Origin of the sequence: Niallia sp. NCCP-28 (assembly GCF_023168165.1) — a bacterium.
Classification (GTDB): Bacteria; Bacillota; Bacilli; order Bacillales; family Cytobacillaceae; genus Niallia.
In genome coordinates this window covers 438400-457466 of sequence record NZ_BQYJ01000004.1, presented here as the reverse complement: position 1 = coordinate 457466, position 19067 = coordinate 438400, and the positions used below count along the sequence as shown (strand labels likewise).

Genomic DNA, 19067 nt, shown 5'->3' with positions numbered 1-19067 from the left:
ATTGGAGGAATAATTTATGAAAAAACTTGCTTCTTTCGCAATGGCTTCTGCATTAGTATTTGGTTTGGCTGCTTGCAGTTCTAGTAATGAAAAGACGTCCACTTCAACAGATAAAGACTCTATTACTCTAGCTGTTTGGGGATCTTCGCCAAGCGAGACGGAGGGCTTAGAAAAAACAGTAGAAAGCTTTGAAAAAGAAAAGAACATTGAAGTAAATATAGAAGTAATACAAGATAACTTCCAAGATGCATTAACAGCACGATTTGCTGCGAAGAACCCGCCTGATGTGTTTAATATGGAGGCATTTGCAGCTCCGAAATTTATTAAAAGCGGAGTTTTGGAAGATATTACGGAAGATGTAGAAAATCAAGATGATTTTTATCAGCCTGTATTGGATGCCTTTAAAGATCCAGATGGAAAATTATATGCAGTGCCAAAAGACTATTCTACTCTTGCCATGTATGTAAATACTGATATGTTATCAAAAGCTGGGTATTCTGTGGAAGATGTCCCAAAGGATTGGAAAGGACTAGTGAAATTTGCAGAGGAACTTCAAAAAAAATTAGCGAAGGACCAAGCTGCAGTTATATTTGATGCAACTTTTGCTAGGAATATGAGTAGTTTAATAGCAAGTGGCTTAAATCCAGTAACGGAAGATAATTTAGCAGATTTTACATCTAGCAAAGAAGCGATTAGTTTTCTGAAAAGTATTGTAGATGGCAATAAAGAAGGGTATCTAAAGAATCCTCAAATTGATCTTGGCATGGATTCAGCTGGTGCGGCATTTGGCTTAAATAAAGCAGCCATTATGATTGAAGGAAACTGGGTATTGAGTGCATTAAGACAAGATTATTCAGATGTTAACTATCAAGTAATGCCAGCTCCAACTGTTAATGGTAAAGAGCAGTCCATGACATTTACTGTTGGATATGCTATTGCAAAAGACACAAAGAAAAAAGAAGCAGCTATTGAATTTGTTAATTATATGACTGGTGAAGGCCAAAAGCAATGGAGTGAAATTTCCGGAACTTTCCCTACTCGTCAATCTATTGCAAAAGAGATGGATATTGAAAGCGAAGATGTGCTAAAAGCACATATAGCAGGTGCAAGTTATGGAACAGTTTGGTCTTCTGGCATTAATCTTCCAGTTATTGCTACTGCATTTGATAATCAGTTCATAGCAGCAATTAATGGAGATAAGTCAGTTGATCAAGCAATGAAGGATGCAGAAAAAGAAGCAAATAGTGAGATAGAACGTCAACAATAATCATTTTGGAGGCTATGTAAAAATATAGCCTCCCTAGCTGTTACTGTATAGATGGAAGGTAAGCGCATTAATCAAAATTCAAAGGTTTTTCACTAATAAAGAGGTGGAGTAAAGTGGGCAAAAAAAGTCACCGTAATATGCAAGGATATTCCTTTATGCTGCCTGCACTAATTGTTATTCTTGTGTTCACTATCGTCCCAATAGCATATGCGTTTTTTATGATGTTTTTTAAGGTAGATCTTTTATCGGGAACAAGAACTTATATAGGATTCGACAACTTTTTAAAACTGTTTGATGACCCTAAATTTTGGGCGGCCTTCAAAAATACATCTACCTATGTGGGAGTAGTTGTTCCTATTCAAACAATTATTGCTATGATTTTAGCATCGTTGCTAAATAGTAGAATCCAATTCAATAGATTATTTTTAACGATTATGTTTATACCAACCCTAACATCTTCATCTGCCATGACTTTAATTTTTATGTGGCTATTCAATAATAATGGATTAATAACAAACTTTATTCAAACGTATTTTGGCATACAAGTTCAGTTCTTAACAAATCCGGATTTAGCTTTAGTTGTTATTATGGCCATGAATATATTTTCAACGATTCCTCATTTTATGGTTGTTTTTCTGTCAAGTCTACAAGATATTCCTGACAGTTTGTACGAAGCAGCCTCCATTGATGGAGCAAATAAAGTGAAGCAATTTTTGCATGTGACAGTTCCTCAGCTAATGCCCATTACGTTTTATGTTATAACAATGGGGCTTGTAGGGTGTTTCCAAGTATTTGACCAGGCATTTATTATTTCGAATGGAACTGGCGGACCGCAGAACTCTACTTTAACCTTCTCGTTGTATATTTATCAATTAGCCTTCTCCAGCAATGATATGGGACGTGCAACAGCTATGGCATTTTTACTAGGATTAATTATTTTTACTGTAACATTTATTGTAAATAAGATTACAAAAGCAGATCAAGTGAACGGGTGATTATAATGAAGAAAAATAACAGAACCCTAAAAATAACGGTATATGCATTATTGATTATTTACTCTATTATAACGCTTGCTCCATTTGTTTGGAGTATCCTTACCTCCTTTAAAACTACAGCTGAAATTGCAGGGGGAGGGACATTTTTGCCTGAAACATGGAGTTTAGGAGGATATGAAAAAATATTTGATTCACAGTTTCCAAAATGGATAAGCAACTCTTTAATCGTTGCTTTTTTGACCACTATTTTTAATATTTTCTTTAATACGATGGCAGGATATGCCCTTGCGAGAATTGACTTTAAAGGACGGAAGGTTTTGTTTAGTTTGCTGTTGGTTTTAATTATGATTCCTTCCCAGGTAACAATGATCCCCCTGTATATTGTTATATCTAATTTAGGATTAATAAATTCTTATTGGTCGATTATTTTTACGACGATGATTAATATTGGCTATATGTTTATGATGAGACAATTTTTTATAAACTTCCCTCGTGATGTGGAAGAAGCGGCAGAAATGGATGGCTTGACCAAATTCGGAACATTCATTCGTGTGGTGCTCCCAAATGCCAAGGCGGCCATTGCGACACAAGGTGTATTCGTATTTATGGGGGTTTGGAATGAATTTATGAAACCATTATTATTTCTTTCAAGTCCAGATAAATACCTGCTTACACAAGGGTTAAATGCATTATCAAAAACATTTAAGAATTCAACACAATGGGATGTAATAATGGCGGGATCAATCATTTCTATTATCCCTATTTTTGTCATCTACTTCCTGTTAAATAAATATTTTATAACAAAAAATGATCAGACTACTGGAGTTAAGTAGGTTTGGAAAGAGGGGATTTAGATGATTAAAGCGGTAATTTTTGATTTAGATGGGGTTATTACAGATACAGCAGAACTGCATTTTCAAGCATGGAAGAATTTAGCCAACTCTATTTCTATAGATTTTGATAAAGAATTTAATGAAACATTAAAAGGGATAAGCAGAATGGACAGCTTAAATAGAATTCTCCGTCATGGAGATGCTATTGATAAATATACAGAGGAAGAAAAAGAGGAGTTGGCTTTTAAAAAAAATGAAGAATACAAACAGTTGCTTGCCTACTTAAAACCAGAGAACATTTATCCTGGGATTAGAGAATGCTTAGATACGTTAAAGGAAAGAAATATTAAAATTGGTTTAGCTTCAGCAAGCAAAAATGGTCCTGCCATTTTAAATTATTTACAAATCACAAACTACTTTGATACAATTGTTAATCCTGATTCTGTGCCAAGTGGAAAACCGGCTCCAGATATATTCTTAAAAGCGGCAGAAACGTTATGTGTGAAGCCGATTGAGTGTATTGGAGTGGAGGATTCTGAGGCAGGAATTGAAGCGATAAAAAAAGCTGGTATGTACGCTGTTGGAGTAGGTACAATGGAGATAATGAAACAGGCTGGCGCTGATTTAGTGCTAAAAGACACTAGTGAATTGATTTGGAATGAAGTATACGAAGCATATTGTCATAATGATTAGGAAAGTTTTAAAGAGGACGAAAATAGAAGAAGGTGAGTAAGGTTGGCAACGATTAAGGATGTTGCAAAGGCAGCTGGAGTTTCCATAGGCATCGTATCTAAAGCATTTAATAATTATCCAGATATCAGCGATAAGACGAGAAAGAGAATTTTAGAAGTGGCAGCAGAAATGAACTATACACCAAATGTTATCGCTAAAAATCTTTCCTCTAAAAAACGGTTGACTATTGGGATGATTACATCGGGTTTCCTAGATATGAATGGAAAGGATAATTACAATGCATTTAATCTATTTAAAGGTGCTTATAGTGCTGTCGAAGATAATCAATACGAACTAGCTTATTTTTTTACAGATACAAACAGGCAAAAACAGAAGAGCTACACACAGTTTTGCAGGGAACGAAATATTGGCGGCGCTATTTTGCAAGGAATTAGTGTTAATGATCCATACTTTCAGGATTTAGTCGATACAAAGATACCTTGTGTGTTAATAGATATAAGCACTAATAGCAACAATGGTCTAATCTCCAATGTTTCTACAAATAATTTTGAAGCAAGCCGTGATATTGCTAATTATCTAATTGAACGAAATCATCGAGATATTGCAGTAATTGCTGGAAAGGTAGAAACAGTAGTCAATAGCCAAAGGATTGAAGGAGTGCTTGCGGCATTTCAATCAAATAAATTAGAACTAAAAGAAGAAGATGTTCTATATGCTGACTTTTCTGAGGAATTGGCATATGAAAGAACGAAGGAATATTTAAAGCAAAAAGTTCCTACTGCATTTTTATGTTTTAGCGATTTAATGGCATTTGGCGTTATGAAAGCAGTAAAAGAAGCAGGCTTGAGAATTCCTGAGGATATTTCTATTACAGGATTTGATGGACTTATTATTACAGAGTATACACAGCCGCTGCTGACAACTGTCAAACAAGATTTTTTTGAAATAGGGAAACAAGCGGCCTTATTGCTTCAGCAAATGATGGATAATCATGATGACCGTTTAATAGGGAAAAAGGTTTATATTGAGCATGAAATTATTGAGAGGGAAAGTGTTAAAAGATTAAAGCTTTAATGTGGGGGCAAACCTCTAGTAAGGGCAAACTGAGAAGTCAGCCGATAAATTCTGCCATTTGATGATTGAAGGCAAGCTGATCCTATTACTATTGAGGTATTGGACTAAATAAGAAACCCTTCCTTTTGACTAATAACAAAGGGGATAAAAGCACAGCTGCTTAAGTAGGCTGTGCTTTTATTCTTTTAGTTATCCAGGAGGAAAAACTCTGTATCATCTCTTTTCTTTAACTGAAAATTGTCATGGATATTTGCGTTCATTCCTTTTTTTGCGGTTTTAAACGCAGCACTACCCACAGCAAACCAACAATAATAAGCACCAATATACCAATTAGCACTATCATCCATGGAAAGGTATTGGACTTCACCTGTATTTCTCCTCGTGCTTTCTGTTTTTCTTGTGTTTCCTTTATTTCTTTATTTTCAATTTTAAATGAGTGCTCTAAGTTTTTTTTGGCATTCCCATTGACAGTAAGCGTGGAGGCGATATGGTATGTTCCTGTTTCTAAAGGGGATCCTGTCCACTGAATCGGATAAAAAAAGACAGTCATTGGAGCCATGCTGAATGTCGGGATGTCACCTGTCAGTAAGAAAGCATCATCATCATTTTTAGTGATTTTATAGGTTCCTTGAATATTTGAAATAATAGCAGGTTGTTTATTTTCCATCGGAATCATGATGGAGATTTGCTCAGGAGAAAAGTGTGGTTTTCCTAGGTGCAAGGAAGGTGTTGTTTTATAATCCTCTACATCTATTTGAACCCCAATATTCACTGCTTTATACTGGTCAACCAATAACTGTGAATTTTCGTTTTTTCCGGTTAGTTCTTCTGTTCCTTTAAAAAGACGGAACTCTATGCTTCCAAGTAAAGTGCCTTTAATATCAGGTATCTTTACTGTAAACTCAATGACTTTCGACTCCAAAGGACCTAATGAGATTTCGTTAGGACTTGTTACAACCTTCTTAAATTGAAATTCATCTTTAGTGATATTCGTTCCTTCAAGAACTGGTTTCTCTCCATAAAGAATGCCTTGATTTCCACTGTAAGCGTTTAAAGCTTGAAGTGTTAATTCCAAGGGATTTTTACTGTCATTTTTCACCCTTGCTTGTAAAGTTACAGTTTTATTAGGTGTCTCTTTAAAATGATAATACCCTGAATTTCCAATTTGAGATTTAGGGAAGATTGGTTCCACACGAAATTCCAGCTCATTTTTCTCTGAATAAACCCCGAAAGAAGGGAATGATAAGAGAAAGAGAGGCAATAGTAGTATTATAAGAATATTTTTTCGTTTCATACCATAATTACGCTCCTAACATAAAAAGTCCTCCTTAGTATGGGAGGACTTCTTAAAAAATAAACATCTATTAAGGAGCTGTATTTAAAGTTACAGTCGCTTCTGTTTTGTAAGTTTTTGCATAAGCGTTAGCAGGAATCGTTAGTTCTACACCTAAGTTGCCGAAAGTATATGAACCCATTCCGCCATCTGTTTGTGCAGTCAATATTTTTATGGCACTTTCTGTATCTAATGATGTGCCTGCAACAACAGGCGTAATAGTTGAGACATCAGAAGAAGTAGCATCTACCTGTGCAATTGTTGGGATTGTTGATACTTTAAGGGAATTAGCAGCAAGTTCCTTTCCGCCAGATACGTAATCACCATTACCATCCACTTCTTTGAATTGTGAAAGGGTCAATGAAATGTTCCAGCCCGCACCTGTTCCTCTTGCATCCGTAATATCTGTAATACTCCAGTTTGCCAATGAACTTACCTGGCTGCCGTTTAGAGTTGCAGAAAGTGGTTCGAATGTTATATTACCACCTGATAGATTGCCACCTGTTACAGATGAGGATGTTGTACTTGCGAAAGATGTTGTGCTGAATGCTGTAGCAGCAATAGTAAATGCAGCAGAAAATGCAATAGCTTTTGATAATAAAGATTTATTTTTCATTAATGAATTCCCCCTAGATATAAATTGAGAATGTTAAAACGAACTATTAAACAACAAAAATAATTTGTCGATTTGGCTCGAACCCACTTCTCAAAAAGTTAGAAGGGAATTGAATTTCATCAACTATCTCATCATAAGAGATTTTAAGAAAGTTAGAAAGATAGATTTTGATGCCAAAAGGGGATTAATTTGGAAGTGTTGTTTATGTGGGGCTGGCCCATCATATTGGATAAGACATTAAGGAAGTTCTGACAGCAATTAAAAGTGGATTTGGTTGAATTGAAATACAAGCAGTAAAACATTCAATAGGGATAAACAGTCATCGCGGTCTAATCTAAGCGATGGCTGTCTTCCCTGTATAAATAATTCTAAAATTATTCTCAGAGATAATGAGTACTGGTCCTTTTTTTCCCCATTTTAGCTTTTTTATTAAGAAAGGTCGAGATCCCAGCGTTCTTCTATTAATGTTGTTCCGTTCCATTCCTGATTTGGTTTTTCTTCTGTTCGTATAAAATTAAATTTTTGATAAAGATAACGAGCTGCTTCTAAAATGCTTACTGTCCATAAGTACACATGCTGATAGTTTTGTTCTTTGCAGAATTGAAGGGCTGTCTCTATGAGTTTTTTTCCTATTCCCATGCCTTGGTAATTTTCATCTAAAATAAACCATCTTAGCTGTGCTGCTGTATCACTAGATTTTGTTATGGCAATGGAGCCTACACTTTCGCCATTGACCTCCGCAATCCATAGTTCACCGCCTTCTGTATCAATCAGAAATTCGCTTAAACCTTTCATAACGTAATATTCAAATATCTGTCCAAACTGATATGTCTTTTCATATAATTTTCCATGAAGATGAGCAACATATCCAGCATCTCCAGGCTGAAACGGTCGAATAATGACTTCTGATTGGGAGAATTGTTCTTTCGAATTTATTGATTCAATCGTTTCCATGGATGTGACAAGTTTTGATAGGTCCTTTTGCGATAAGTGTTTAATCATTTTATTCACTTCGTCATTTGCGTTACTGACCAAGTCGTTGAAAATTTTTTTGCCGTATTCGGTTAGATGGAGTGAATACTGACGTTTATCTTCCGTTAACTGTTTTTTTGTGATGATATTTTCATTTTCAAATCGCTGCACAATTCGGCTCATATAGCCTCGGTCAATTCCAAGGTTTTCTCTGGCTTCAGTTGCTGTACAGCCATCTCTGTAATAGATTTCTGTTATAATCCTGGCCTCTGTTAAGGGAAACGGTTGATGATAAATTTCCTGATCGATTTTTCCAAGAACATTTGCATAATGTCTGTTGAATTTACGGATTTTTTCTACATAATGAATGGATTCCATAAGTACGCCCCCCCTTATATTCTGAAAAATGAAATTAATAATAGTATAAAGGAATATAGTTGACTTAGTCAACTATATAAAATAATCGGTAGCTCTTGGTTACGAAGTCAGAATCCTTATAAGGATAAAATGAGGGATTTGCCTTGTAGAAAGGAAGTTATTAGTGAACGGAATTATTTTTTGATGTAATGCAGCCGCTAAAAGGAAACGATTTGATTGTGCTGCTATTTCCTTTAGAGGTTAGTGTCCAATAAGAAAAGAGGAGCACCTGAAGCTTTTGCAAGCCTAGCGCTCCTTAAGACATATAAAAAATTAGGAAGGAAACTTCTTTTTGTTTCGTTTAACGTCAAGCATTTCTCCCTTGAGATCCTTTAGTGAAAGGGGGAGAACTGATTCAGTCAAGGGCATCTCTCATTTTTGTTAGGTTTTCTTTGCTTTCTTTTTTGCTGGAGTATTCTTCTGCAGCCTGCTCAACACGTTTGATAAAGAAGGCAAGCAGTAAGCTGATAAAGCCGATGATAAGAACAACGAAATACGCATCATTTATTCCCTGGATAGAAGCTTCCATAAGCATATGTTCTTGTGTTGCCCCGCTTGCTCCCCCTGCCATTGCATCTTGAAGGTGCGTTTTAGTGCTGTTTGTCATTATGGTCACCAACAGAGAAGTACCAACGGCGCCAGCCACTTGTCTAATAGTGTTGGAGATGGCTGTGCCGTGTGCATTAAGCCTAGACGGCAATTGATTTAAACCTGCAGTCTGGATAGGCATAATAAATAGAGCCATTCCAATGCGTCGACCTGTAGACATTAGGATAAGATACGTATAGCTGGTAGAGTCCGTCAAATCGATAAAGCTGAAAGTCGTAATGATAATAATGGCTATGCCGATAATAGAAAGCCATTTCGCCCCGAATCTATCAAATAGTTTTCCGACGGCCGGACTTAATAAGCCCATCAGAAGTGCTCCAGGAAGCATCAAGAGACCTGATTCTAAAGCGGTAAAACCGCGGGCATTCTGAAGGTAGAGAGGCAGCAGCATCATATCTGCATACATCATCATGGTAACTCCGATATTAATGATAGTAGTCAAGGAAAACATATTGTATTTAAAGGCCCGCAGATCAAGAAGTGGATTAGCGGAAACCAATTGTCTCCAAGTAAACAGTCCAAGGGAAAGGACTCCCGCAATTAGAGAAACTATTACTATTGCACTGGACCAGCCCTCATTGCCTGCTACGCTGAAGCCATACAATAGAGCGCCAAATCCGATTGTTGAAAGGATGACACTAATAAAATCAACCTTTGTGCGGATAGTTTCCGACACATTTTTCAAGTAAATCTGACCGCAGATAATAATAATGACAGTAAAGGGAATCATTCCGTAAAACATGGTTTGCCAAGGGAAATTCTCAAGAACATAACCGGTAAGTGTTGGTCCAATGGCAGGAGCAAAAATAATAGCAAGCCCTACCATTCCCATAGCCGATCCCCTTTTCTCAGGAGGGAAAAGAGATAAGACAACATTCATAAGCAGCGGCATAATAATTCCAGCGCCAGCTGCTTGAATGAGCCGGCCAGTCAGCAAGACAGGAAAATTAGCTGCGATGGCTGATACAATCGTCCCAATAAGAAAAATAATCATGGAACTTTGAAATAGTTGGCGAGTGGTAAAGCGCTGCATTAAAAAAGCGGTGATTGGAATCAAAACGCCATTTACCAGCATGTAGCCTGTTGTCAGCCACTGGGCCGTTGAAGCAAGGATATCAAAATCGTTCATTAATTCTGGGATGGCAACGCTCATAATCGTTTGATTAAACGTCGCAAGAAAAGCCCCCATAATCATAATGAACATAATAGGTCCCTTTTTTATAGAACCATTTATAGTTGCATTTTTAGTCAATCGAATTCATCCTTTCAAATCTATCTTCGATTAAATTTACAGTGTGTTGTATAATTGACATTGTATAAATGAGATTATAAGTACTATAAATGGTATTTACAAGCTACACATATTGATAAATTGTAAATTAGTTTACATACATGTTTTTTTTGTCGTTTATCTTTGGGATTTACGACGCAATTCTTAAAAATGTAGCTTGTTATGGATAAGGAAGGGAAAGGGATAGAATGGACAATAAAAAAGATCATATAGATCCTCGTATACTTCGCACTAGGAAATTGCTTAGAGATGCCTTTATTGAATTGATTCAAGAAATGGATATTCAAAAAATATCTGTAAATCGTTTGGCGGAGCGCGCAACGATTAACCGAGTGACCTTTTATCTCCATTATCGTGATATTCCAGATATGCTTGAAAAAATGGCGGACGATATGATTGAGGATATTTCGATGGTTTTAAATCAAATACCACGGAACCATAAAGCAGGTGAAGAGGGAGATTGGAGCATGATGGTAAAGTTTCTTGAGCATATAGCCGAACATGCGAATTTTTATAAGGTAATCCTTGCATCTAAGCGAATACCCATTTTTAGAGACCGTTTATTATTATTTTTAAGAGATATAATAGTTGCAAGGATAGAAAAGAGGGGGAGCAATTTTTTATCAGCAGGCGTTCAAAAGGACATTTTAGTATGGTACGATTCGGCAGCTTTGATAGGCACAATCATTGCTTGGCTTCAAAATGATATGCCATATACGCCAGCTTTTCTAGCTAAACAATTTTCTTTGCTTCATCATGAGAGATTAAATATGACAGGGGATTGAATACAATTATTGAAAAAACTTTCTTGAAGAAGGGCAGGAGAAATCAAGAACGGCAATTAATTGAGGTGAAAAGTGGTTGGAGAGGCACTATCTATACGATCACTGTGGCTGGAGCAGGCCATATAGGACTTGTTGCGGAATATTATATAGATAAAATAGAGGGAGAATTGCTGTTTCAATTAGAAGGGGATTGTAGAGTTTTGTCGAAATAATACGAACGATATTTATTTGTTTTTGGATATATTAGATAGTAAAATAGAACTAGTGTTTTCGGATTGGGAGCAAGTTATTTTCTTGAAATTGGAACGCTAAGTTACCTGAATATAGTTATTGTAATAAATAAGACAGCTGAGCTACCTAAAATAATGACTATTTTAGGAGGATACATAATGAGAAAGATTCTGGAAGAAGAAGAACTAGATAAAGAATGGCTAGAGTTGATTTTAGAAGCTCGGGATTTAGGCATTTCTATAGAAGAAGTTTTGGCATTTCTTGCAAAAAATTAGATTCCTTATAAGGGGTCTTTTTTTATTAATGAAATAAAAAAATCGATCATTCCGCTATACCATTTATCAGCAGAAGACTTCTTATCTTTTCTCGCATGACAACAGCCCCTTTTCTATATAAATGAATGGGGCTGCCTTTAGTGGAAAAATGGTAAATTTAAATTAATTTTCATTTACGCTCCTTATTCTTCTGTTTTACTTCAATTCACTTGCTATTTTCTGCAAATAATCAGGGATTTTATTTGCTCCCTGGCATGTATGGCAATAGATTACTTTAACGGCATGATTGGAGATATACTGATTTAATATATGTGTTGGTATTTCTGTAGGGCAGCCACAGGAAGTACAAAACAATAAATATTTATAGTTCATAATAATCCAACCACCTTTAAAGTATAGTTTAATAAAATATATTCTCTTTCTATTAAATTATACGTCAAAATAAGAAAAAAATGATGAAAAAATGGATTTACTAGATAAATAGAATAAAAATAATAGCTACGCTAAAATTGTCGGGGAGAATCGGGGCTAAACTGCTTGCCTATAGGATGATTGCGCTTCCCTCCAATGCTTTTATGAAAGCTATATCTACTATATTTATTTCTCTAGCAAATAAATGGAATAATTATCAAGTTTAATTATTAGACAATTCAGATATGAAGCTATTAGAATAAGAATATCTTAAAAAAGCAGTAAATCAGTATTCTAATTTCCTTTATATTTTTCCCTCTTTATTCATAACTCCTAGAAGATTTATACTTTCCAGAATCAGTGTAATATACATATTTCAAGATTTGGCATTCTACTAAAAAATAAATTCGAGGTGATTATATTGGATTTAGTGAAACATCCTTTTTTCTCTATAGAAAAAAAAGAGGTAGAGTTCGTTTTTGACAATAAAAAATTAACAGGATATGCCCATCAAACGATTGCCGGAGCGTTGTTGATGAATGGGATATACCATCTCGCAGATAGCAAAGGAGGCAACCCTAGAGGCGTTTATTCTTATGAGCCGCGAAGTGAAACATGTTATGTGTTGGTTAATAAAAAAGAAAGAGTGCTAGCGTCAAAGACACTAATTGCTAATGGAATGATGATTGAAAGGTGTGCGGCAAAACCAAAGATCGGGAGAAAAGAATATGTGTAAAGAAACGCAAGTATTAGTAATAGGTGGTGGAATTGCGGGAATAGTTACAGCAACAGAGCTGGCAAAACAGCAGATCCAGGTTATCTTAGTGGAAGAGTCGCCGTACATTGGAGGGAAGGCAGCTTATCAAACACAGCAAATTTCTTCCTTATCAAATGGAGAAAAATTAAGAGGATTTGAGCTGGTAGATAAATGGCTGCAAAAACTTAATCAGTATAGTGTGGAAGTGATGTTGGATCATACTGTCATTGGATTATATGAGAACCGTGATGTCAGCGTTGTACATAAGGAGAAAATCAGGAGAATAAAAGCAAAAAATATCGTTATTGCGACCGGTGCATCAGAAAAGCCTGTTATATTTGATGGCTGGACTTTGCCAGGTGTGATGACGATAGAAGCAGCACAGCAGTTTATTAATCGAGATTTTGTGCGGCCAGGAAAACGTGCAGTAATTTATGGAGTTAGTTCTTTTACACTTGGATTAGTAGAGTTATTTGATAAAACAGGCATTAAAGTGGAGGCAATTCTGGTTTCTGGGGATGACAGCAGTGAAAATCTATCATTTGGTTCTATACCTGTTTTTCATGTACAAGAGGTAACAGCTTTGTCTAAAGGGAATAAAGTGGGTTCATTAGCTGTTGCACTTTGCAATGGCCAACTATTTGAAATAGAGGCGGATTTTATTTGCACAGATGGAGGAAGAAGTCCTGTTCTAGAAACATTGTCCATTTTTGACTGTGATATACAGTATAGCGAGAAGCTGCAATCATTTGTGCCAAGCTATGATGAAAAGATGGAAACTTCTATTGAAAATGTATTTGTTGCTGGAGCATCTGCCGGTTTTACATCTTATGAAGCTATATTAGCATCTGCAGAAATTGCGGCAGCATCTATCGCTGAAAAAGCCTAAAGCAACTGGGGGGAGAGGTAACTAGTGAAGGATTCAATTATTGTATGCAGATGTGAAGATGTGACAGTAAAGGATGTGAAGGCTGCGATTTCAAAAGGCGCTCATACTCCCAATGATATTAAGCGGCTAACAAGATGTGGTTCAGGAGTCTGCCAGGCAAAAATCTGCTCGGATTTAATGGTAGAAATGATCCATGAAACGACGGGGAAATCTTATGGCGATATTGGCATACATCGTCCGAGGATGCCGATTAGGCCGGTTGTATTAAGTACGCTGTTAACTGGGGGAGATGCAGGTGAAGACATATAATACAGTGATTATTGGCGGGGGTGTTATCGGGAACAGCATTGCGTATCATTTATCGAAAAAAGGGGAAAAGGAAATAGCCGTTATGGAAAAAGATTTTCCTTTAAGTGGAACATCTGGCGCTACACAGGCTTGGATATGGGTGCATTCTAAAAAGCCTGCCAGTTATGCTCTTTTTAATAAACAAAGCTCGGACTTGTATCCAAATCTTCAAAAGGAGATTGGCGATTTTGAATATATGCAGCAAGGAGGAATTGTGCCAATTTTTGAGAAGGACGCACTTGCTGATGCTATTTGTCTAGCAGAAGAGCAGCAGCAAGCTGGAATTCCTGTTCAGGTGCTGACCCGAGAGGAAGTGCTGGAGATTGAACCAGAAATATCATCAGAAGTAGTGGGTGCTACGTATAGTCCGATAGATGGAAGTGTTCATCCTTTTCGCTTAGTAGAAAGGTATATGAATGCAGCACAAGAAAATGGCGTTCATTATTATTTCTATAACAAGGTAATAAAGGTGAAAAGGCAAAAAGATGGTTATATTCTTACAACAAATCAGGGAGAGAAGCTGTTTGCGAAGCATGTTGTTATTGCATCTGGAACATGGTCAAAAGAAGTGGGAGAGCTGTTTGATGTTCATATTCCAGTAAAGCCAGTCAGAGGTCAAATATTGGTGACAGAGCAAATGCAGCCATTATTTAAGCATGTCATTATGGGAATGCGCCAATTAAAAAATGGAGAAGTATTAAGTGATTTTACAGAACAGGAAGCGGGTTTTGATAAGCGGTCCACTTTTGATAAAGTGGAAGAGACTGCAAAAAGGGCAGTGAAAATTATTCCAGCTTTAAAAGATGCTATGGTTATTCGCAGTTTTTCAGGCTTAAGAGCGATTCCTGAGGATGGCTTTCCAATACTTGGAGAAGTGGACGGGAAAGCAAACTTATATGTCGCCTGTATGCACAGTGGAATGACCTTATCTCCGTTGATTGGGAATATCATTTCTGATTTGATTCTTTATAAAAAAACATCTATAGACTATAGCAAATATCATGTAAATCGTTTTTTAAGATAAAATGGAGGAAGCTGCAAGCAGTGACGAGTCATTGTTTGCAGTTTTTTAATTTAGGTTGAGAGATGGCGATTTTTGCCGAAAAGTAGCTATTAAAAAAAACGGAGCAAACTATTAAAAAAGTGCAATAAAATAGAAAAAAATCGCAGCAAAAATAGAAGAAGTTGAAGCAACTTCATAGGCAGTTATAGAGGAGATAACGTGAATTACCTGAAAACTCCTTTGGATAGGAAAAAATGGGAGTTTATAGGATAATGAAAGTAGTTTTTGAGTTAGCATTTTAACAGATTAGGAGTGATTGATTTGGATTTAAATCCATTACATTCTTTTTTAGGATATGGCGATTTTCGTAATGCGGAGTTTTTAGTGATAAGTAAACATGAAGGAGCAAATAATGAGAAACTTGAACAGGAGCTGGATGCAAGAATCAATTATTTTGGGCTAGAGAAAGAATATTGGCTGGATGGGGAGAAGCGGTTGAATGGGTACTGGCATCCGTCTGCAAAAAAAGCGGGGGAAATAAAGAGGAAACTTTTTGGAGAAGAAGAAAAATATACGAATAGATTTCCGGACGTTGTAAAATATCCTGCTCGTATGCTGTTTGCTTTGGAAGAGGCTCTCCGTATAAATAGTATGGCAAGTATTGATAAATGGTTTAAAGGAGCAGACGAAATTTCTGAAGATGTCAAAAATAAATTAAATGATTCTTATGAGGATATGTATAGCTACACAAGAATTTCCAACTGGAAAACAGCTTTATCACACTATCAGCCGCTTTTAAGAGCAGCACAGAGTTGGCCTTATACGGAACTGAAAAAATCTGATTATAAAAATGTTTTCGAAAAGACTGTACGTCTTGAAAACCCTGGTTTTGCTGCATGGAGAAAAAAACGAGAAGAAATATTGGCTGATTTATTAAAAGAATATCCGAAAAAAGTAATATTTTGTACAGGCAACTTTCAAAAAGATAATGATTCCGATTCATTAAAAGATTTCTTTGAAAGAGAGTTTCAAGCTGATCTGAACCCATTTGGATTTAATGGAAAGCTAAAAGGTCTATATGGAGAATTCTCTTATAATAATCAAAGAACAGTCGTTATACATACACAAGGTTTAGGAACTGGAGGTGGTTTAGCTTATGATGAAGTTTGTAAGATAACAAAAGTGATTTATCGAAAACTAAAAAGAGGAAAATCCATGTAAATATTCTTCAGGTAGATTAAAGGTTTGTACTAAGGAATGAAGAACGTAAATAAAGCGATATGAAAAATGAATAATAAGAAGCTAGAGCTAGTTTGTAATAAAAAAATTCTCTTTGGTTTAAATCCTATTTAAGATATTTTTTCAGGATAACAAAAGCTATGAAAAAAGCAGCAAGGGCAGATTATTTTATATCTGTTCTTACTGCTTTTATTCTCCATTTTAAAAGGCGGGTTGTTTAATACTTGGCAAAAATGATTAAGTGCAGAAAGTATAGTCATATAGTTGCTGTAAAGATCGATAGAATAAATGCCCAGTACAAACTGCTAGTTAATGACTAGATTTCTTTTTGCCGCATCTAATGCAATAATCATTATAATAGCTGTACTTATGTTTTCGTTTAAATAAACAAAATAGAGATTTAATTTTTGACATTTTAATTCGCCTCCCAATAGAACTACAATACTTTAATGACTAAAATCATTTTTAGTTAATTGTTTCGTTCTTGTGAAAAAATTGCTATATCTGCTAATTATTTCATGATAAGTAAATTATACTACAATCCATTCGGTAAAACGCATAAATGATTCGACAAAATTCTTTGTTAAGAACAATTGGGTAGATAAACTTTAGCATAATAGAATTGCTGAAGTACTTGGAACATCTTTATTAAGAAAAAAGCTTATGGTGAAACGGTAGGGAAGTATCGATTATCCCAAAACCTGCTGTCAGCAATAATTCTGCATATGTCTGCGCTTATGAAGAGATAATCTTCATTTTTTTGCATACTTTATCCGGCATTAACGGGCTTTTGACCCTCACCTCAAGAGATGAGAAGAAATAAGAAATCTAGGTGGTAGAAACTAGCCCGTAAAGACCCGATTGGTTCAACTGACAATCAGTGAGGGGGAAAACTCTCACTGATTGAAGATTCACTTTATACAATATTTTTATAGCTGGGAGCAAGATGATGAAAAATAAAATATACTCTTGACGATGTCAATGAAAAGACGTTATAGTAAATTTACAAATATAATACGTATTAATACGTATTATTCGGTGAAGTGTATAATAAGGAGCGATAAAAATGGAAGTATCAAAAGTGGTCAGTGCTATTAATGGAGAAACGGAAAAAGGCATTTCGGAAGTATATTTGGTGGCATGCGGCGGTTCTTTGGTAGATATGTATGCATCTAAATATTTTCTTGAAAGTGAAGCAAATAAGATTGTTGCAGGGCTATATACAGCTAATGAATTTGTGCATGCTACACCAAAACGATTAAATAAAGATTCTGTTGTTATTGTTTGCTCACATGGCGGCAATACACCAGAATCAGTGGAAGCCGCTAAAGTGGCTAAGGAACGTGGAGCTTATACAATTGGATTAACCCACAACCAGGATGCTGCATTGCTGAAATATTCAGATCATGCCTTTTTATATGAATGGGGCGCTGATAGTGATGTGAAAAACAATCCAATGGCCATTATTTTAGGAATTACTGTAGAGATCCTAAACGTGACAGAAGGATATGAATATTATAAAGCATTTAAAGATGGCATGGAAAAAATTAATGGCATTATAAAAAAGGGCGAGAAGCTAGTCAAGGGAAGAGCAAAGGTTTTTGCTGATAAATATCAGAATGAAGATTTGTTTTATGTTTTATCAAGTGGCGCATCTTATGGTCATGCTTATGGCTTTTCTATTTGTTCGCTAATGGAAATGCAATGGCTGAATGCTGCACCTATCCATTCTGGAGAATACTTCCATGGCCCATTTGAAGTAACGGATAAAGAAACACCTTTTATCTTAATGATGAATGAGGGACGTACACGAACATTAGATGAGCGGGCACTGAAATTCTTAAATCAATATGCAGAAAAAGTAGAAGTAGTAGATGCAAAAGAATTAGGCATTAGCAAAATTCAGGAAGAAGTGGTAGAGTTCTTTAATCCAGTATTATTCTACAGCATTTTATGCGTCTATCGTGAAGCGTTAGCAGAAGTGCGCGAACATCCATTAGAAACGCGTCGTTATATGGGGAAGGTTGCATACTAAGCAGAGGTGAAGCATGATGAAAGTTTTGGGTATAGGTGATAATGTAGTAGATAAATATGTCCATCTCAAAACAATGTATCCTGGTGGGAATGCTCTAAATTTTAGTGTTTTTGCTCAAAAAAAGGGCGTGGAATCTGCCTTTATTGGTACATTTGGGAATGATAAAGAAGCAGAATATGTAGAGAGTGTTTTAAAGGAACTGCAAATTGATATTTCAAGATGCAGACATGCTACTGGGGAAAATGGATGTGCTCGTGTCACATTGGAGAATGGCGACAGGGTTTTTCTTGGCAGCAATGATGGTGGAGTTACACGTGAGAATTTACTAAAGTTAACAGAAGAAGATAAGGTGTACATTAAGGAATTTGCCGTTATTCATACAGGATTATATAGTCATACAGTTCATCTGCTGCCAGAAATTAAAGAGTTGGGCAGACCATTGTCTTTTGACTTTTCTGATGACTTCACACAAGCGGACATTGATTCATATATTTCTTATATAGACTTTGCTTTCTTTTCCTGCAGCCATATGTCAGATGAGGAAACACATACATTTATTAAGTCTAATTTTAAGAAAAAAGGACAAATACTCCTAGCAACACGTGGAAGTGAAAGAACGATAGCATATGACGGTACGCAATTTTATTATCAAAATCCTGAATATGTGGAAGTCAAGGACACAATGGGAGCTGGCGACTCATTTATCACGGCGTTTTTGCTTCATTATTTAAAAGATGGGAATATTATGTCATCCATGAAAGAAGCTGCATCCTTTGCGGCAAATAGCTGTCTGGTTGAAGGCTCATTTGGATACGGAATAGTATACGAGTGAAATATTAAAGCGAGCCATTCAGAAAATAGGACTCGGTCAACAGGGCATTTTTATATCGATTTACTTAGTCTTTTGGAAAAAAACAAAGAAGAGATGCTTTAGGCATAGGGCAGCATTCTAGTTTTGTTATGCCTCTAGTAATTCCTTTTTTTGATGGAAGAG

At 36.0% G+C, this 19067-nt stretch carries 20 protein-coding genes; 15 read left to right on the top strand and 5 right to left on the bottom strand.

The annotated features are described in order from the left end of the window. Positions 1 to 16 precede the first annotated feature (16 nt). From NCCP28_RS14760 to NCCP28_RS14740, 5 genes are all read left to right on the top strand, one after another. Entirely contained in the window at positions 17 to 1267 is a 1251-nt protein-coding gene (locus NCCP28_RS14760) for a sugar ABC transporter substrate-binding protein (protein WP_248562161.1), read from the top strand. Positions 1268 to 1380: 113 nt separating this feature from the next. Then, a complete protein-coding gene (locus tag NCCP28_RS14755) occupies positions 1381 to 2262 on the top strand; it encodes a carbohydrate ABC transporter permease (RefSeq protein ID WP_248562160.1) in 882 nt (293 codons plus the stop codon). A 5-nt stretch (positions 2263 to 2267) separates the two neighbouring features. Further along, complete coding sequence (locus NCCP28_RS14750) at positions 2268 to 3095, top strand: carbohydrate ABC transporter permease (protein WP_248562159.1); 828 nt, start codon at positions 2268 to 2270, stop codon at positions 3093 to 3095. A 24-nt stretch (positions 3096 to 3119) separates the two neighbouring features. Continuing rightward, positions 3120 to 3788 carry a beta-phosphoglucomutase gene (gene pgmB / locus NCCP28_RS14745; RefSeq protein ID WP_248562222.1) on the top strand — a complete coding sequence of 223 codons (669 nt, stop codon included), beginning with the start codon at positions 3120 to 3122 and terminating at the stop codon, positions 3786 to 3788. A gap of 42 nt (positions 3789 to 3830) precedes the next feature. Further along, positions 3831 to 4862, top strand: a complete 1032-nt coding sequence (locus NCCP28_RS14740; RefSeq protein ID WP_248562158.1) for a LacI family DNA-binding transcriptional regulator — start codon at positions 3831 to 3833, stop codon at positions 4860 to 4862. 256 nt (positions 4863 to 5118) lie between these two features. On the opposite strand, the gene NCCP28_RS14735 is transcribed toward NCCP28_RS14740, so the two are convergent. From NCCP28_RS14735 to NCCP28_RS14720, 4 genes are all read right to left on the bottom strand, one after another. Further along, positions 5119 to 6156, bottom strand: a complete 1038-nt coding sequence (locus NCCP28_RS14735) for a WxL protein host-binding domain-containing protein (RefSeq protein WP_248562157.1) — start codon at positions 6154 to 6156, stop codon at positions 5119 to 5121. 70 nt (positions 6157 to 6226) lie between these two features. Further along, the gene (locus tag NCCP28_RS14730; RefSeq protein ID WP_248562156.1) at positions 6227 to 6811 is read right to left on the bottom strand and encodes a WxL domain-containing protein; all 585 of its coding nucleotides are present in this window, start codon (positions 6809 to 6811) and stop codon (positions 6227 to 6229) included. A gap of 429 nt (positions 6812 to 7240) precedes the next feature. After that, the gene (locus tag NCCP28_RS14725) at positions 7241 to 8161 is read right to left on the bottom strand and encodes a bifunctional helix-turn-helix transcriptional regulator/GNAT family N-acetyltransferase (RefSeq protein ID WP_248562155.1); all 921 of its coding nucleotides are present in this window, start codon (positions 8159 to 8161) and stop codon (positions 7241 to 7243) included. Positions 8162 to 8555: 394 nt separating this feature from the next. Next, the gene (locus tag NCCP28_RS14720) at positions 8556 to 10013 is read right to left on the bottom strand and encodes a DHA2 family efflux MFS transporter permease subunit (protein ID WP_248562221.1); all 1458 of its coding nucleotides are present in this window, start codon (positions 10011 to 10013) and stop codon (positions 8556 to 8558) included. 275 nt (positions 10014 to 10288) lie between these two features. Between NCCP28_RS14720 and NCCP28_RS14715 the strand changes: the two genes are divergently transcribed. The 3 genes from NCCP28_RS14715 (at position 10289) to sinI (ending at position 11391) form a co-directional block, all read left to right on the top strand. Then, positions 10289 to 10885 carry a TetR/AcrR family transcriptional regulator gene (locus NCCP28_RS14715; RefSeq protein WP_248562154.1) on the top strand — a complete coding sequence of 199 codons (597 nt, stop codon included), beginning with the start codon at positions 10289 to 10291 and terminating at the stop codon, positions 10883 to 10885. Then, complete coding sequence (locus tag NCCP28_RS14710) at positions 10882 to 11097, top strand: hypothetical protein (RefSeq protein WP_248562153.1); 216 nt, start codon at positions 10882 to 10884, stop codon at positions 11095 to 11097. Before NCCP28_RS14715 ends, NCCP28_RS14710 begins: the two co-directional genes overlap by 4 nt. 177 nt (positions 11098 to 11274) lie before the next feature. Next, positions 11275 to 11391 (top strand): DNA-binding anti-repressor SinI, encoded by a 117-nt coding sequence (sinI, locus tag NCCP28_RS14705; RefSeq protein ID WP_248562152.1) that lies wholly within the window; start codon positions 11275 to 11277, stop codon positions 11389 to 11391. A gap of 195 nt (positions 11392 to 11586) precedes the next feature. On the opposite strand, the gene NCCP28_RS14700 is transcribed toward sinI, so the two are convergent. Next, a complete protein-coding gene (locus NCCP28_RS14700) occupies positions 11587 to 11763 on the bottom strand; it encodes a hypothetical protein (RefSeq protein WP_248562151.1) in 177 nt (58 codons plus the stop codon). Between the two features lie 469 nt (positions 11764 to 12232). Between NCCP28_RS14700 and NCCP28_RS14695 the strand changes: the two genes are divergently transcribed. The 7 genes from NCCP28_RS14695 to NCCP28_RS14665 all read left to right on the top strand — a co-directional run bounded on the left by NCCP28_RS14695 (position 12233) and on the right by NCCP28_RS14665 (position 18905). Next, positions 12233 to 12538: a 2Fe-2S iron-sulfur cluster-binding protein gene (locus NCCP28_RS14695; protein ID WP_248562220.1), complete on the top strand. Its 306-nt coding sequence runs from the start codon at positions 12233 to 12235 to the stop codon at positions 12536 to 12538. Next, a complete protein-coding gene (locus NCCP28_RS14690) occupies positions 12531 to 13448 on the top strand; it encodes an NAD(P)/FAD-dependent oxidoreductase (RefSeq protein WP_248562150.1) in 918 nt (305 codons plus the stop codon). Before NCCP28_RS14695 ends, NCCP28_RS14690 begins: the two co-directional genes overlap by 8 nt. 24 nt (positions 13449 to 13472) lie before the next feature. Continuing rightward, positions 13473 to 13757: a (2Fe-2S)-binding protein gene (locus tag NCCP28_RS14685; RefSeq protein WP_248562149.1), complete on the top strand. Its 285-nt coding sequence runs from the start codon at positions 13473 to 13475 to the stop codon at positions 13755 to 13757. Continuing rightward, positions 13744 to 14820: an NAD(P)/FAD-dependent oxidoreductase gene (locus NCCP28_RS14680; RefSeq protein WP_248562148.1), complete on the top strand. Its 1077-nt coding sequence runs from the start codon at positions 13744 to 13746 to the stop codon at positions 14818 to 14820. The genes NCCP28_RS14685 and NCCP28_RS14680 overlap by 14 nt, the downstream gene beginning before the upstream one ends. A gap of 300 nt (positions 14821 to 15120) precedes the next feature. Beyond that, complete coding sequence (locus NCCP28_RS14675) at positions 15121 to 16020, top strand: hypothetical protein (RefSeq protein ID WP_248562147.1); 900 nt, start codon at positions 15121 to 15123, stop codon at positions 16018 to 16020. Between the two features lie 1084 nt (positions 16021 to 17104). Next, on the top strand, positions 17105 to 18073 hold the full coding sequence (locus tag NCCP28_RS14670; protein WP_248562146.1) for an SIS domain-containing protein: 969 nt from the start codon (positions 17105 to 17107) through the stop codon (positions 18071 to 18073). Between the two features lie 13 nt (positions 18074 to 18086). Then, on the top strand, positions 18087 to 18905 hold the full coding sequence (locus tag NCCP28_RS14665; RefSeq protein WP_248562145.1) for a fructoselysine 6-kinase: 819 nt from the start codon (positions 18087 to 18089) through the stop codon (positions 18903 to 18905). The last annotated feature ends 162 nt before the right edge of the window (positions 18906 to 19067 follow it).